We start from the raw sequence: 13,804 nt of genomic DNA on the forward strand, positions 1-13,804 counted from the left end.
CCGAAGCCAGGCGGGCCGGCCGGCCCCCTAGGCCGGGGCCCCCTCGGGGGTCAGGGCGAGCGGAGGGGCGTCGTCCATTTCGAAGGCCATCGGGAACGGCGCCTTCCCCGCAAGGCGGAAGTAGCGCACCAGCCGGTGCTCGCGCACCGCGCGGGCGGCCCGGACGGCGTCGTTGTGGAACCGCCTGGCCATCGGAACGCGGCGGACGGCGGCCGTCAGATCCTTCACAGCTTCTTCACCACCGGGGGCCGCGACCAACACCGCGAGCTGCTCCGGCTCGGCGAACACCGCGCGCAGCGCCAGGCTCAACTCGCTCTCCGCCACCTCGCGGTGCTCGTCCTCGGACTGCCGGGCCGAGTGCGAGGCCTGGTAGAGCAGCAGCGAGGCCGCCGGGTCCAGCAGACCGGAGGTGGCCAGCTCCAGCGTCACCGAGGCCCGCCGCACCAGCTGGGCGTCCAGCGCGGCGCGGGCCGCGTCGATCCGGGCGTGCAGCCGGTCGAGGCGCCCCGCCGTCCAACTCAGGTACATCCCGCACAACACCACGGCCACGGCCGCCCAGATCCAGGTAGTCACGGGGCGCAACGCTACCGGGTGCCCGCCGGTCAGCCGTCGAGCGTGGTGCCCCGGTAGCTGTCACTGTCGATGTCCACCACGTTCACCGCGGTGTGCAGACGCCGGCCCGGCGCCGTCGGCAGGTGCTCGGCCAGCAGCGCCAGCACCGCCTCGCTGAGCCCCGCCTTCGCCTCCGGGCTGCGGCCGGGGAAGATCGGGAAGTCGACCAGGACGAGGTCCTGTCCCTCGGCCCGCTCGCCCACCACGACGGTCTCGTCGACCCGGCGGAAGCGCGTCCTGCATGCGTCCGGGGCCGCGGCGAGGTACTTCACCGCGAGCTGGTTCAGGGCCAGGCCGAGGGCCTGTCGGTCGAAGGTGTCCGCCAGGTTCGCGGAGTAGTCGACGGAGATCTGCGGCATCTGGGCCTCCGGGCTCGGACGGGCGTCGGTGACGGCGCCCGCCGTCCTGACGGGCCCCCGGGACACCCTAACCACCCCGCGGGCCGGGACGGCCCGGGCCCGGACCGCCGGCGGCCGGGCGGGCCCCGCCGACCGTCGCAACGGCCGGCCCCGGGCCGGCGCTCAGTCCCGGGCCAGGCCCAGCCGGCCGCGCCAGCCCGTCCGCTCGTCCTCCACCCGCACCACCGCGGGCGTACCGTCGGTGACCGTCTCGTACACCGCCAGGATGTCCGCGCCCACCGTCGACCAGTCGAAGCGCCGGACGTGCCGCGAGGCCGCCTTGCGCAGCTCCTCCAGCCTGCCCGGGTCGCCCAGCAGCCGCAGCGCCGCGGCGGCCAGCGCGTCGGCGTCCTCGACCGGGAACAGCTCCCCCGCGTCGCCGCCGTCCAGCACCTGCTTGAAGGCGTCCAGATCGCTCGCCAGCACCGGCGCGCCCGCCGACATCGCCTCGACCAGGATGATCCCGAAGCTCTCGCCGCCGGTGTTCGGCGCCACGTACAGGTCGACGCTGCGCAGCAGCCGGGCCTTCTCCCGGTCGCTGACCATGCCGAGGAACTCCACCTGGGCGCGGACCTCGGGGGCGAGGCCGGCCACGGCCTCCTCCTCGTCGCCCTTGCCGGCCACCAGCAGCCGCACGCCGGGGCGCTGCTCGAGGATCTTCGGCAGGGCCGCCAGCAGGGTCGGCAGGCCCTTGCGCGGCTCGTTGATCCGGCCGATGAAGCCGATCGTGCCCGGCTCGCCGTCCGCGGCGCCGCCGGTCCAGCGGGCGTCCGGCTCGGCCTCGGCGAAGAAGCCGACGTCGACGCCGTTGGGGATGACCACCGCGTCGCCGCCCAGGTGCTCGACCAGGGTGCGCCGGGCGTACTCGCTGACGGCGATCCGGGCCCGCATCTTCTCCAGCCCGGGCTGGAGGATCGGCGAGGCCGCGATCATCGCCCGCGACCGCGGGTTGGAGGTGTGGAAGGTCCCCACCATCGGGCCGGTGGCCGACCAGGCGGCCAGCATCGACAGGCTCGGCGAGGCCGGCTCGTGCACGTGCAGGATGTCGAAGCGCCCGTCGTTCAGCCAGCGCCGCACCCGGGCCGCCGACAGGATGCCGAAGCTGAGCCGGGCCACCGAGCCGTTGTACGGCACGGCCACGGCACGCCCCGCCGAGACCACGTACGGCGGCAGCGCCTCGTCGTCCTCGGCCGGTGCCAGCACGGACACCTGGTGGCCCAGCGCGATCAGGTGCTCGGCGAGGTCCCGGATGTGGAACTGCACGCCACCGGGGACGTCCCAGTCGTACGGGCAGACGATGCCGATCTTCACCAGGTTCCTCTCACGCTGCTTCAGGGGCCGGCCGGCTCGGCGGCCGGCTCGGTACCGGGGGCGGGCACCGGCGCGGCCGGCTCCGCGGCGGACGGCTCGGCGGCGGACGGCTCGCGGACCGGCAGGTCCGCCAGCCACAGCCGCTGCAGCATGTGCCAGTCCTCGGGGTGCTCGCGGATGCCGTCGGCCCACACGTCGGCCATCGACTGGACCATCGCCGCGGTCCGCGCCTTCGGGTCGTCGCCGGCGGGCGGCAGCACCTCGGGGTGGATCCGGCCCCGCATCACCGGGCCGTCGTACCAGAGTGTCACCGGCAGCAGCGCGGCCCCCGTGCGCAGGCACAGCGCGGCCGGGCCGGCCGGCATCCGGGTGGCCTCCCCGAAGAAGGACACCTCCACGCCGGCCGCCGAGAGGTCCCGGTCACCGACCAGGCAGACCAGCTTGCCGGCCCGCAGCCGCCGGGCCAGCGTGCCGACCACCGAGACGTCGCTGCCGGTCAGCGGCAGCACCTCCATGCCGAGGCTCTCCCGGTACGCGACGAAGCGCTCGAACAGCCGCTCCGGCTCCAGCCGCTCGGCGACCGTGGTGAACGGGTACCCGACGTGCGAGGCCACCCAGGCGCCGGCCAGGTCCCAGTTCCCCATGTGCGGCAGCGCTATCACCGAACCGCGCCCGGACTCCATCGCGCCGGTGAGGTGCTCCAGCCCCTCGATCGCGAGGCCCCGGGCGATCCGCTCCCGGCTCCAGACCGGCAGCCGGAACGACTCCATCCAGTACCGCAGGTAGGAGCGCATGCCGGCCCGGGACAGTTCCCGCAGCCGGGCCTCGTCCGCGTCCGGGCGCACCCGCAGCAGGTTCGCCTCCAGCTGGAGCACCCGCTTGCCCCGCTTGCGCCAGGCCGCGTCGGCGATCTGGTCGAACAGCCCCTGGGCCGCCCGCTCGGGCAGATGCTTCAGTGCCGCCCAGCCCAGCGCGTACGCCGAGTAGACCAACCGGTCCTTCACGCCGTCCCCCGACTCCCCGCCTCCAGGCGGTCCGCCTCGAACGCCTCCCGGCGCACGGTCAGCATCCGCTGGAACACCGTCACCAGGCTCCCCGCGGCCACCACCCAGAGCGCGAACGGCAGCAGCCACTCGACGTACGGCACCCCGAAGGTGTGCAGGCCCGCGACCCCGGCCGCGACCAGGCTGATCACCAGCCGCTCGGCCCGCTCCACCAGCCCCGACACGTCGCAGGGCAGGCCCTGGCTCTCCGCCCGGGCCTTGGTGTACGAGACCACCAGGCCGCTCGCCAGGCAGAAGATCGCCACCGTGCAGAGCAGGTTGTTGTCGCCCTTGCCCGCGTACCACATGGCCAGTCCGCCGAAGATCGCCGCGTCCGCGACCCGGTCCAGCGTCGAGTCCAGGAACGCGCCCCACTTGCTGGTACGGCCCAGCTGGCGCGCCATGTTCCCGTCGACCAGGTCGGAGAAGATGAACAGGGTGATCGTGATGGTGCCCCAGAAGAACTCCCCGCGTGGGAAGAACACCAGCGCACCGGCGACCGAACCGGCCGTCCCGATCAGCGTCACGGCGTCCGGGCTCACGCCCAGGCGGATCAGAAAGGCGGCGAAGGGGGTCAGGACACGTGTGAAGAAGGCACGCGCGTATTTGTTGAGCATGGCCTTCCGGACCGCTCCGATCTCACCGGTGTCCGCCGAGGGCCGCGATCCGCGGCAGGCGGCCGAGTGGATCGGCCCACCCGGCTGACCCATGGTATCCACGCCCGCCACGCACTCCCGCGCACCGCACCGGCAAGCAGGCTTTCGGCCCAACTGTCAACTACTCAAAGCGCATCCACGCGCACAGCGGGTGATCGTCGGGCGCCACCGCACGCCGGGGCCGGGGTGGTCGACCTAGACTTGGAGCCGTCCGTCGCCACGGGAGGAGAAACCCCGATGCCCGACCGCGCCACGGTACGAACAGGGCAGGCCCCGCCTGTGGAACACCCCCGGCAGCTGCGCAACGTGGTCCTGATCGGCTGCAGCGGCGCCGGCAAGACCACCCTCGCGGAGTCCCTCGCCCTCGCCGCCGGTGCCGTCACCCGGGCCGGCCGGGTCCCCGACGGCAACACCGTCTCCGACCACGAGGAGATCGAGCACAAGCAGCAGCGCTCGGTGCAGCTGGCCGTGCTGCCGCTGGAGTGGCGTGGCACCAAGATCAACCTGCTGGACCCGCCCGGCCATCCCGACTTCGCCGCCGAACTGCGCGCCGCCCTGCACGCCGCCGACGGCGCCGTCTTCGTGGTCTCCGCCACCGACCCGGTCACCGCCCCCACCCGCGCCCTGTGGCGCGAGTGCGCCGCCGCCGGCATCCCCCGGGCCGTCGCCGTCGCCAAGTTCGACATCGCCCGCAGCGGCTTCGACGAGATCCTGACCGCCTGCCACGACGCCTTCGGCCTCGGCCCCGACACCCTGCGGCCGCGCTACCTCCCGCTGGACCACGGCGGCCGCCCCACCGGCTCGCTCGACCTGCTCACCGGCCGCGGCTACGGCGACGACGGACCCGCCCCCGACCCCACCCCGGAGAGCGCCGCCGCCCGCGAGAGCCTGGTCGAGGCCATCTCCGGCCAGGACGACACACTGATGGAGCGCTACCTCGCCGGCGAGGAACTGGACGCCGACGCCCTCGCCGACGGGCTGCGCCGGGAGGTGCTCGACTGCGCCCTGCACCCCGCGCTGGCCACCACCGACAACGGCCTCGGCGCCGCCGAGCTCCTCGACCTGATCGTCACCGCCTTCCCCGACCCCACCCACCGCCGCCCGCCCGCACCCGACTGCGACCCCGAAGCGCCGCTCACCGCCCAGGTGATCCGCATCACCGGCGACGCCTACGTCGGCCGGATCAGCCTGGTCCGGATGCTCGCCGGCACCCTGCGCCCCGACACCCACGTGGAGATCACCGGCCCGGACGGCCGGGAACCCACCGAGGAGCGCGTCACCACCCTCACCAGCCCGTTCGGCAAGCAGCACCACCCCGTGCCGCACGCCCTGCCCGGCGACCTGGTCTGCATCGCCAAGCTCACCTCCGCCCGGGCCGGCGACACCCTCAACGACCCCGGCCACGGCGCCCCGCTCGACCCGTGGCCGCTCGCCGAGCCGCTGCTGCCGATCGCCGTCGAGGCGCACAGCAAGGCCGACGACGACAAGCTCTCCCAGGCCCTCACCCGACTCACCGCCGAGGACCCGGCGCTGCGGCTGGAACAGAACGCCGACACCCACCAGCTGGTCCTGTGGTGCACCGGCGAGGCGCACGCCGAGGTCGTGCTCGACCGGCTCCGGGGCCGGTACGGCGTGCACGTCGACACCGTCCCGCACCGGGTGGCCCTGCGCGAGACCTTCGGCACCGCCGCCGCCGGGCACGGCCGGCTGGTCAAGCAGTCCGGCGGCCACGGCCAGTACGCGATCTGCGACCTGGAGGTGGAGCCGCTGCCGACCGGCTCCGGCTTCGAGTTCCAGGACCGGGTGGTCGGCGGCAGCGTGCCCAAGCACTTCATCCCCTCCGTCGAGAAGGGCGTCCGGGCGCAGCTCGCCAAGGGCGTCACCACCGGCCATCCGCTCACCGACGTCCGGGTCACCCTGGTCGACGGCAAGGCGCACTCGGTGGACTCCTCCGACTCGGCCTTCCAGAACGCGGCCGCCCTCGCCCTGCGCGACGCCGCCGGGCACGCGGTGATCCGGCTGCTGGAACCGGTCGCCGCCGTCGGCGTCCTGCTGCCCGACGACTACCTCGGCGCGGTGCTCGGCGACCTCTCCGCCCGCCGCGGCCGGGTCCTCGGCACCGAGATCGGCGGCCCCGGCCTGACCCTGCTGCGCGCCGAGGTCCCCGAACTCGAACTCGCCCGCTACCCCGTGGACCTGCGCTCGCTCACCCACGGCACCGCCGAGTTCTCCCGGGCCCACCTGCGGCACGAGCCCATGCCCGCCGCGCTCGCGGCCCAGGTCACCGCGCAGGGCGAGGAGTAGCCCCGCCCCACCCGGCGCCCGGGGCCGTCCCCGTCCGGCACCCGTCGTGGGCCGACGGGTGGCGACCGCGTCGCCGGAGCGGGGACGAACCGATCAACGGTTCACCAGGTGTTCACACCGCCGGGCCCGGCGGACAGTGACACCCGCGGCGCCCGCGGCGCTGTACCTCCTGAGACGAACGCCGAACGGCCGGCCCACCGGTCCGAACCCGAGCCGAGCGGTCCACCCGGCAGCCGCACCGCCCTCCCGCCGCCCACCGGCGGCGCCCCCCGGGCGGGCGCCCGGCTCCTGGACGGCCGTGGGCCCGCGCCGGTCCGTCCGGCTCGTCGGTACCCGTCCACGCCCGTCCCCACCGCAGAGGCCGTCCAGCGATGCAAGAACTCCCCCACCCGGCAGCCGAGGACACCGCCCTGGTCCCGCACCCGTACCAGGGCGCTCAGCCGTACCAGGGCGCTCAGCCCGGGCCGGAGGCCGGCCGGGCGGACGCCCCCGCGCCCCGCCCCGTCTTCGTCGACTCCTCCGGTCGCCGCCAGCGCCGCGTCCGCCGCCTCGGCCGCCTGCTCGTCGTGCCCGCGGCCGGCTACCTCGTCCTGCTGATCAGCTCGCTGCTCGGCGGCCCCACCGTCGAGTCCCCCTTCCTGCCCTCGGCGCAGGCCCCCCAGCCCGCCCCCAGCACCCCGGCCCCCGCGCCCGCACCGCCGGCCCCGGCCGACGACCCGGCCAAGGCCGGCGCGACGAAGCCGCCGGCCGCCCCCTCGCGCACCGCGCCCGCCGCGCCGCCGACCGGCCCCCGCAGCACCGGCACGGCCGGGGCGACACCCGCCCCGAGCGCCGTCCAGTCCTCCCCCGCCCCCGGCACCGGCAGCACCCCCACGGCCACCGCCGCCGAACACGGCCGCTCCGGCGCCGCGCCGGGCCAGAGCGGCAAGCCGACCACCCACCCGTGAACCGCCCCACCGGTACCAGCCAGGAAGCACCCCCCTTGTCGAACAACCGCCGCCGGCGCCGGGGCAGGCGCGGCACCGTCCGCAACGTCCCGCTGCGCACCCACTGGCTGCTGCTGACCGCCCTCGTCGCCACGCTCGCCGCCGCCCTGCTGATCCAGGGCTACACCCAGCACATGTTCGACGGCACGGCCGACGGCGCACCCCGGGCGCAGGGTCCGGCCGGCGGCGTCCCTGCGCAGATCACCGCCGGCGGCCCCGTCATCGAGAGCACCGCCGCCCGCACCGCCTCGCCCGCCGCCCGCACCGTCGCCCTGACCTTCGACGACGGACCCGACCCGGTCTGGACCCCGCAGATCCTGGACGTCCTGCGGCGCCACCACGTGCACGCCACCTTCTTCACCGTCGGCACCCAGGTCGCCGCCCACCCCGAGCTGGCCCGGCGGATCGTCGCCGAGGGCCACCAGATCGGCCTGCACACCTTCACCCACACCGACCTGGGCGCCGCACCCGCCTGGCGGCGATCCCTGGAACTGCGCGAGAGCCAACTCGCCATCGCCGGCGCCACCGGCGTCACCACCCCGCTGCTGCGCCCGCCGTACTCCTCCGGCGCCGACGCACTGGACGACGCCGACTGGAGCGCCCTGCTCCAGGCCGGCCGGGAGGGCTATCTGAGCGTCCTCACCACCCAGGACAGCGAGGACTGGCGCCGGCCCGGCGTCGACCGGATCGTCGCCGACGCCACCCCCCGGGGCACCGACGGCCAGATCCTGCTCATGCACGACGCGGGCGGTGACCGCAGCCAGACCGTCGCCGCCCTGGACCAGCTCATCCCCCGGCTCACCTCCGCCGGATTCCGCTTCGCCACGGTCGCCGACGCGGTCGGCCTCAGCACCGCCGAGCGGCCCGCCACCGCCGCCGACCACTGGCAGGGGCTCGCCCTCATCACCGCGCTGCGCACCAGCGACCTGCTGCTGCGGGGCCTCTCCTGGCTGCTCTGGGCGGCCGGGGCGATCAGCGTGCTGCGCGCCGTCGCCGTCCTGGTGGCCGCCCGGCGCCATGTGCGCATGCGGCGCAAGCCCTGGGGCAGACCGATCACCGAACGGGTGAGCGTGATCGTGCCGGCGTACAACGAGAGCGCGGGCATCGAGGCAGCCGTGCGCTCCCTGCTGGCCTCCGACCACCCGGTGGAGATCATCGTCGTCGACGACGGCTCCACCGACGGCACCGCCGACCTCGTCGAGGCGCTGAACCTGCCCGGGGTCCGGGTGATCCGCCAGCCGAACGCCGGCAAGCCGGCCGCCCTCAACACCGGTATCGCCGCCGCCTCGTGCGACCTCCTGGTGATGGTCGACGGCGACACCGTCTTCGAACCGGACGCCGTCCGCATGATCGTCCAGCCCTTCGCCCAGCGCCGGGTCGGCGCCGTCTCGGGCAACGCCAAGGTCGTCAACCGCGGTGGCCTGCTCGGTCGCTGGCAGCACATCGAGTACGTCGTCGGCTTCAACCTCGACCGCCGGCTCTTCGACCTCGCCGAGTGCATGCCCACCGTGCCCGGCGCCGTCGGCGCGTTCCGCCGCGAGGCCCTGCTGCGGGTCGGCGGCGTCAGCGACATCACCCTCGCCGAGGACACCGACCTCACCATGGCGCTCTGCCGGGACGGCTGGCGCGTCGTGTACGAGGAGCGCGCCAAGGCCTGGACGGAGGCGCCCGCCTCGCTCGGCGCCCTGTGGAAGCAGCGCTACCGCTGGTGCTACGGCACCCTGCAGGCGATGTGGAAGCACCGCGGAGCGCTCGTCCAGCGCGGACAGGCCGGCAAGCTCGGCCGGCGCGGGCTGCTCTACCTGCTGATGTTCCAGGTCCTGCTGCCGCTGCTCGCCCCCGTCGTGGACGTCTTCGCCGTGTACGGCCTGATCTTCCTCGACCCGGTGCGGATCGTCGGCCTGTGGGGCGCCTTCCTGCTCCTCCAGGTCCTGATGGGTCTCTACGCCTTCCGCCTGGACAAGGAGCGCGCCGGGCCGCTCTGGAGCCTGCCGCTCCAGCAGTTCGTCTACCGCCAGTTGATGTACCTGGTCGTCATCCAGTCGGTCTTCACCGCCGTCGCCGGGTCGCGGCTGCGCTGGCAGCGGATGGAGCGGTACGGGAGCCTGCGGGTGCCCGGGGGCGCACGTCCGGCGCCCGCGGAGCCGCCGGTGCCGGCCGGCCTCGAACTCGCCCACGCGTGGACCCGTGAGGCCCACGCCGCGGCGGCCGCCGGCACCGGGCCGGGGCTGCACACCGGCCCGCCCGGCCTTCCCCGGCAGGCCCCGGACCCGGCCGCACACCCGCCCGGCGGCCCGGCCCGCGGAGACTTCGGCTGAGGCGCCGCTGCCCCCGGGGCTCCCGGTCGCCGGGAGACCTCGGGGCAGCCCGGCGGGTGCCCCGGGGAGGGTCACCGGGGGTGCTCCACGAACGGCACGGACACCGGTACCGAAAAGTTGCGTCCAGGGTGTGACGAACGGGACGGCGGCCGCGCTGAGGGACATGAGAGACGGCCACCGCCGGTCCCACCGGACAGGCCGGCTCTCACCCGCCCCCATCACTGACAGTGAACGGTCACCCATGCGCGCTTCTCTCACCGCCCGCGCCGTCTTCACGGCAGCGGCTGCCGGCCTCATGATCCTGCCCGCGGCGCCCTCGGCCTTCGCCACCGCCGGCACCTACACCGTCCCGGTCCACCAGGACCTTCCGCTCACGGCCGCCGGATTCGGCGAGCACGAGGCGAAGTGCGGGACGATCGGCACCGACCAGGACGGCTGGCACTTCGTCCTGCCGGGCAACTCGACGGACTTCGTCAAGCTCACGGTCGCCTTCGACAACGGCGCACCGCAGGTGGTCACCGTCTTCGGACCGCCCACCACCAAGCACGCCTACGTCGCGTCGGCCCCGGGCGCCAAGCTCACCTCGGCCAGCGCCGAGGTGAAGGGCGGCGAGGTGAAGTGGTTCAACCTCTCGCACACCTGCCCGGCCGTCAGCACCTCCCCGAGCCCCACCCCGTCCACGCCGGTCCCGTCGACCTCCACGACGCCGGGTACCACCGCCTCGCCGAGCGCGACGACCACCGCGACGCCGTCCACGTCCGGGTCGCCCTCCGCCTCCGCCTCCCCGTCGGCGTCGGCCACCACCGGGACCTCGGCCGGCCCCACCGCGACATCCACCCCCTCGACCGGCTCGACGGTCGACGCGGCCGCCGGCGGGTCCCCCTCGCCCTCGGCGAGCGCGGAGGCGACCGGTTCGGGCAGCCTGGCCTCGACCGGTGCGAACATCGGTCTGACCCTGCTCGCCGCCCTCGGACTGGTCGGGGCCGGCACCGTCCTGGTCATGCGCCGCCGCCGGGCGGGTCAGCACTGACCCGACCGCCCACCGGCGGGGTGCCGACAGGGCGGGCCACCCGGCCCGCCCTGTCGTCACCACCCGCAGCGGACCGCGACGCAGCGGTCCGCGACGCAGCGGTCCGCGACGCGTCGCACCACCCGCCCGACCTCTGCCGGCATCGGTCACCGGCCGGCCCGACCGCCACCTGCCGCGCCCCCTGCGCCCCCTACTGCGGGCCGCGCCCCGGCAGCGCGCAGGCCGGCGTCCCGCCCGGCATCAGGCCGCGGTTGGCCGCCACCCAGCGGTACACCGCGGCCGCCACCGGCCGCACCGGCGCCAGCGCCAGCACCCCGCCCAGGTACGCCCACGCGCCGCCGGAGCGCATCAGCAGCCGCGCCACCGCCTGCGCGCCGGCGTACACCCGCCCGTCCGGCGTCACCCAGAGCACCTCCCGCTCGGCCCGCTCCCGGCTCACCTCGCCCCGCCCGCCGGCCCGGGCGTCCAGCTCCGCGAGATCGGCGAACTGGAACGGCACCGCCTCCCAGCCGCCCGAGGCCAGGGTCTGCCGCGGATAGCGCTCCGCCACGTTCACGCAGGTCGTGCAGAAGGCGCAGTCCCCGTCGAAGACCAGCACCGGATCCCTCGTCACCGCTCGGCTCATGACCCGATCGTCCCCCATCCGGCCGCACCTCGGGCACCGGAACCGCCGTCCGAGGGTCGAAGCGGCCGAATCCGGGGAACGATGCCGAAACGGCCGGTACCCGACGCTGCGTGACAACTGTTCAGACGATCACCCGCGCGGCGGCACCGCTGCACGGTAACCTGCCGCTGACAAGGGGAGGAGGGCACACCACCCGTGACCAAACTCGACATGACCCCGGGCGCGCAGATACCCCGTACGGACGCGGGCCCGCAGACGGCGGTCACCCAGGCGCTCTCCTCGGTCGCATACCGCGACTCGGACCTCACGGCCTTCGAGGACGTCCAGCCCGGCAAGATCAAGGGCGGCCGCTTCAAGCTGCTGCGGCCCAACCTCGGCGAGGCCTTCAGCAAGGCCGTCGTGGCCCGCACCCTCGGTGCCAAACGCAACCCGCTGGTGCCCTCCGTCGGTGTGGACGCCCGGATGGTCGTCCAGCACTGCCTGGCCGCCCAGGAGCTCCGCGACGCCCGGGACCGCAAGCTCATGATCGTGACACTGGTCAGCGGCCTGCTCTTCCTGCCGGGCGCCCTGCTCTGGCTGGCCGCCTTCCAGATCCGGGCCTGGCTCAAGAAGGACGCCGCCGGCCGCCAGGACGTCTACGGCACCCTGGTGCTGGTCGGCGTCGGCCTGATCGCCGCCCTGCTCGCCTACCGGCCCCCGATCAGCGGCCTGTGGGCGCCGTACTTCCGGGTGGTGACGCTCGCCCCCGTGGCCGGCTGGTTCATCGCCAAGCAGATCGTGCTGCGCAGCACCGAGGATCTCCGGGCCCGCTGGCTCGGGCTGGTCGAGGGCAACGGCCCCGCGGCCACCGTTCCCAAGGCGGTGCCGCGCGACGACATGGACAAGAAGGCCACCGCCCTCAAGGCCCAGCTGGGGCGCCTGGAGGCCGAGCAGGAGACCAACTTCCACCACTACGCCGGGCCGAAGGGCCTGCTCGGGGCCGGGCGGCGCTGGGGCTCCTGGGACGTCAGCGCCGAGCTCAAACCCGCCGAGGGCCACCCGGACTTCCGGACCTTCCACACCTGGGACCTCGCCCGCAAGATCGGCGAACGGCTGGGCGGGCTCGGCCGCAGCGACGTGGCGAACGGCGGCATGCCGGCCTACTCGGTGAACCACTGGGTGATCCAGCACATCCCGGAGGGCGCGGACGAGATCGGACGTCCGGGCGGCGCCAGCATGGACGGCGAAGGCTTCGTGATGCGTGACCACGCCGTCCAGGAGATCGCCAACAAGCAGACTTTCGGCCAGAGCGGCCCGCGCCACGCGGTGGCCACCCAGTTCGTCCTGCACCAGGGGCAACTGGTCTCCACCGTGCTGGTGGAGATCGTCGTCCTGTCCAACATCCTGCAGATCACCGTCTCCGGCTACGCCCTGGGGCCGGTGCACGGCCTCTTCACCGGCAAGCCCAAGCCCAAGGAGCTGACCCGCCAGAAGACCGGCAAGTTCTGGGAGGAGGAGACCGTCCAGCTGCCGCTCATCGACAACGACGAGGTGATCCGCCAGGCCCTGCGGGCGCCCTTCATGCGGGCCCCGGTGCTGCTCGGCTGGCTGGGCGGCGGGATGGGCCTGCCGGAGCCGTTCGGGCTGCGCTCCGCCTGGGTGACCAAGACCTGGGCCAGCCGGGACAAGAGCGACGACGTGCTGCGCAGCGCCACCCCGGTGGTCTCGGCGGTCACCGCGGCGCTGGTCGACTTCCTGGACGAGCACGACATCGACACCAGCCGGTTCAGCAACCGGGTGGGCATCCTGAAGTCCGAGCTGCAGAGCGTGCGGCCGTTCCTGTCCGACGAGTACCCGGCGGGCTGAGCCCGACCGGGCGCTGAGCCCGGACACGACTGCGGGGCCCGTACCGGTGCGACCGGTACGGGCCCCGCAGTCGTGTCCGGGCCACCCGCCCGCAGGCCGGGTGGCCCGGGCCGGGTCAGCCCTGCGGCCAGGCCTCGGCCAGCATCTTGCGGGTGTCGGCGAGCAGCTGCGGCAGCACCTTGGTGTGGCCGACCACGGGCATGAAGTTGGTGTCCCCACCCCAGCGCGGCACCACGTGCTGGTGCAGGTGCGCGGCGATGCCGGCGCCCGCGGCCGTGCCCTGGTTCATCCCGATGTTGAAGCCGTGCGCCCCCGAGGCGGCGCGCAGCGCGGTCATCGCCTTCTTGGTGAAGACCGCGAGCTCGTCGGTCTCGGCCGCGTCCAGCTCGGTGTAGTCGGCCACGTGCCGGTACGGGACGACCATCAAGTGGCCGCCGTTGTACGGGTACAGGTTGAGCACCGCGAACACCGCGGCGCCGCGGGCGACGACCAGCCCCTCCTCGTCGCTCAGCGAGGGGATCGAGCAGAACGGGCAACCGTCGTCCGGAGCCGGGCCGGTGGGCTTGTTCTCGCCCTGGATGTAGGCCATCCGATGGGGGGTCCACAGGCGGCGGAAGCCGTCCGGCTCCCCGACGCCCCTTTGCAGTTCCGGCTCACTCGTCATGCTGATCAGCAT

The 13,804-nt window shown here is 74.6% G+C and carries 12 protein-coding genes; 5 read left to right on the forward strand and 7 right to left on the reverse strand.

The window, feature by feature from the left end:
* Nucleotides 1–27 precede the first annotated feature (27 nt).
* The 5 genes from OG689_RS07980 to pgsA all read right to left on the reverse strand — a co-directional run bounded on the left by OG689_RS07980 (nt 28) and on the right by pgsA (nt 3,981).
* Entirely contained in the window at nt 28–528 is a 501-nt protein-coding gene (locus OG689_RS07980; protein ID WP_266326956.1) for a hypothetical protein, read from the reverse strand.
* Nucleotides 529–602: 74 nt separating this feature from the next.
* Nucleotides 603–971: an isomerase gene (locus tag OG689_RS07985; protein WP_266318953.1), complete on the reverse strand. Its 369-nt coding sequence runs from the start codon at nt 969–971 to the stop codon at nt 603–605.
* A gap of 162 nt (nt 972–1,133) precedes the next feature.
* Nucleotides 1,134–2,321, reverse strand: a complete 1,188-nt coding sequence (locus OG689_RS07990; protein ID WP_266318954.1) for a glycosyltransferase family 4 protein — start codon at nt 2,319–2,321, stop codon at nt 1,134–1,136.
* A gap of 20 nt (nt 2,322–2,341) precedes the next feature.
* Nucleotides 2,342–3,325, reverse strand: a complete 984-nt coding sequence (locus OG689_RS07995; RefSeq protein WP_266318955.1) for a phosphatidylinositol mannoside acyltransferase — start codon at nt 3,323–3,325, stop codon at nt 2,342–2,344.
* On the reverse strand, nt 3,322–3,981 hold the full coding sequence (pgsA, locus tag OG689_RS08000; RefSeq protein ID WP_266318956.1) for a phosphatidylinositol phosphate synthase: 660 nt from the start codon (nt 3,979–3,981) through the stop codon (nt 3,322–3,324). Before pgsA ends, OG689_RS07995 begins: the two co-directional genes overlap by 4 nt.
* A 276-nt stretch (nt 3,982–4,257) precedes the next feature.
* Here pgsA and OG689_RS08005 point away from each other — a divergent pair, with 276 nt between their 5' ends.
* The 4 genes from OG689_RS08005 (at nt 4,258) to OG689_RS08020 (ending at nt 10,658) form a co-directional block, all read left to right on the forward strand.
* Nucleotides 4,258–6,324, forward strand: a complete 2,067-nt coding sequence (locus OG689_RS08005) for an elongation factor G-like protein EF-G2 (protein WP_266318958.1) — start codon at nt 4,258–4,260, stop codon at nt 6,322–6,324.
* 371 nt (nt 6,325–6,695) lie between these two features.
* A complete protein-coding gene (locus OG689_RS08010) occupies nt 6,696–7,271 on the forward strand; it encodes a hypothetical protein (RefSeq protein WP_266318960.1) in 576 nt (191 codons plus the stop codon).
* Between the two features lie 35 nt (nt 7,272–7,306).
* Entirely contained in the window at nt 7,307–9,628 is a 2,322-nt protein-coding gene (locus OG689_RS08015; RefSeq protein WP_266318961.1) for a bifunctional polysaccharide deacetylase/glycosyltransferase family 2 protein, read from the forward strand.
* 241 nt (nt 9,629–9,869) lie between these two features.
* Nucleotides 9,870–10,658: a hypothetical protein gene (locus OG689_RS08020; protein WP_266318962.1), complete on the forward strand. Its 789-nt coding sequence runs from the start codon at nt 9,870–9,872 to the stop codon at nt 10,656–10,658.
* Nucleotides 10,659–10,848: 190 nt separating this feature from the next.
* On the opposite strand, the gene OG689_RS08025 is transcribed toward OG689_RS08020, so the two are convergent.
* Entirely contained in the window at nt 10,849–11,283 is a 435-nt protein-coding gene (locus OG689_RS08025; RefSeq protein ID WP_266318963.1) for a DUF393 domain-containing protein, read from the reverse strand.
* Between the two features lie 195 nt (nt 11,284–11,478).
* Between OG689_RS08025 and OG689_RS08030 the strand changes: the two genes are divergently transcribed.
* Complete coding sequence (locus OG689_RS08030) at nt 11,479–13,128, forward strand: hypothetical protein (protein ID WP_266318964.1); 1,650 nt, start codon at nt 11,479–11,481, stop codon at nt 13,126–13,128.
* Nucleotides 13,129–13,243: 115 nt separating this feature from the next.
* On the opposite strand, the gene OG689_RS08035 is transcribed toward OG689_RS08030, so the two are convergent.
* Nucleotides 13,244–13,804 (reverse strand): HIT domain-containing protein, encoded by a 561-nt coding sequence (locus tag OG689_RS08035; protein WP_266318965.1) that lies wholly within the window; start codon nt 13,802–13,804, stop codon nt 13,244–13,246.

Source organism: Kitasatospora sp. NBC_00240 (assembly GCF_026342405.1).
In the GTDB taxonomy this organism is placed as follows: Bacteria; Actinomycetota; Actinomycetes; order Streptomycetales; family Streptomycetaceae; genus Kitasatospora.

Bases quoted from the DNA above. Each gene is read 5' to 3' on its own strand.
- OG689_RS08010 (WP_266318960.1), top strand. From the start codon at position 6,696: ATGCAAGAACTCCCCCACCCGGCAGCCGAGGACACCGCCCTGGTCCCG.
- OG689_RS07985 (WP_266318953.1), bottom strand. From the start codon at position 971: ATGCCGCAGATCTCCGTCGACTACTCCGCGAACCTGGCGGACACCTTC.
- pgsA (WP_266318956.1), bottom strand. From the start codon at position 3,981: ATGCTCAACAAATACGCGCGTGCCTTCTTCACACGTGTCCTGACCCCC.
- OG689_RS08005 (WP_266318958.1), top strand. From the start codon at position 4,258: ATGCCCGACCGCGCCACGGTACGAACAGGGCAGGCCCCGCCTGTGGAA.
- OG689_RS08025 (WP_266318963.1), bottom strand. From the start codon at position 11,283: ATGAGCCGAGCGGTGACGAGGGATCCGGTGCTGGTCTTCGACGGGGAC.
- OG689_RS08035 (WP_266318965.1), bottom strand. From the start codon at position 13,804: ATGCTGATCAGCATGACGAGTGAGCCGGAACTGCAAAGGGGCGTCGGG.
- OG689_RS08020 (WP_266318962.1), top strand. From the start codon at position 9,870: ATGCGCGCTTCTCTCACCGCCCGCGCCGTCTTCACGGCAGCGGCTGCC.
- OG689_RS07980 (WP_266326956.1), bottom strand. From the start codon at position 528: ATGTACCTGAGTTGGACGGCGGGGCGCCTCGACCGGCTGCACGCCCGG.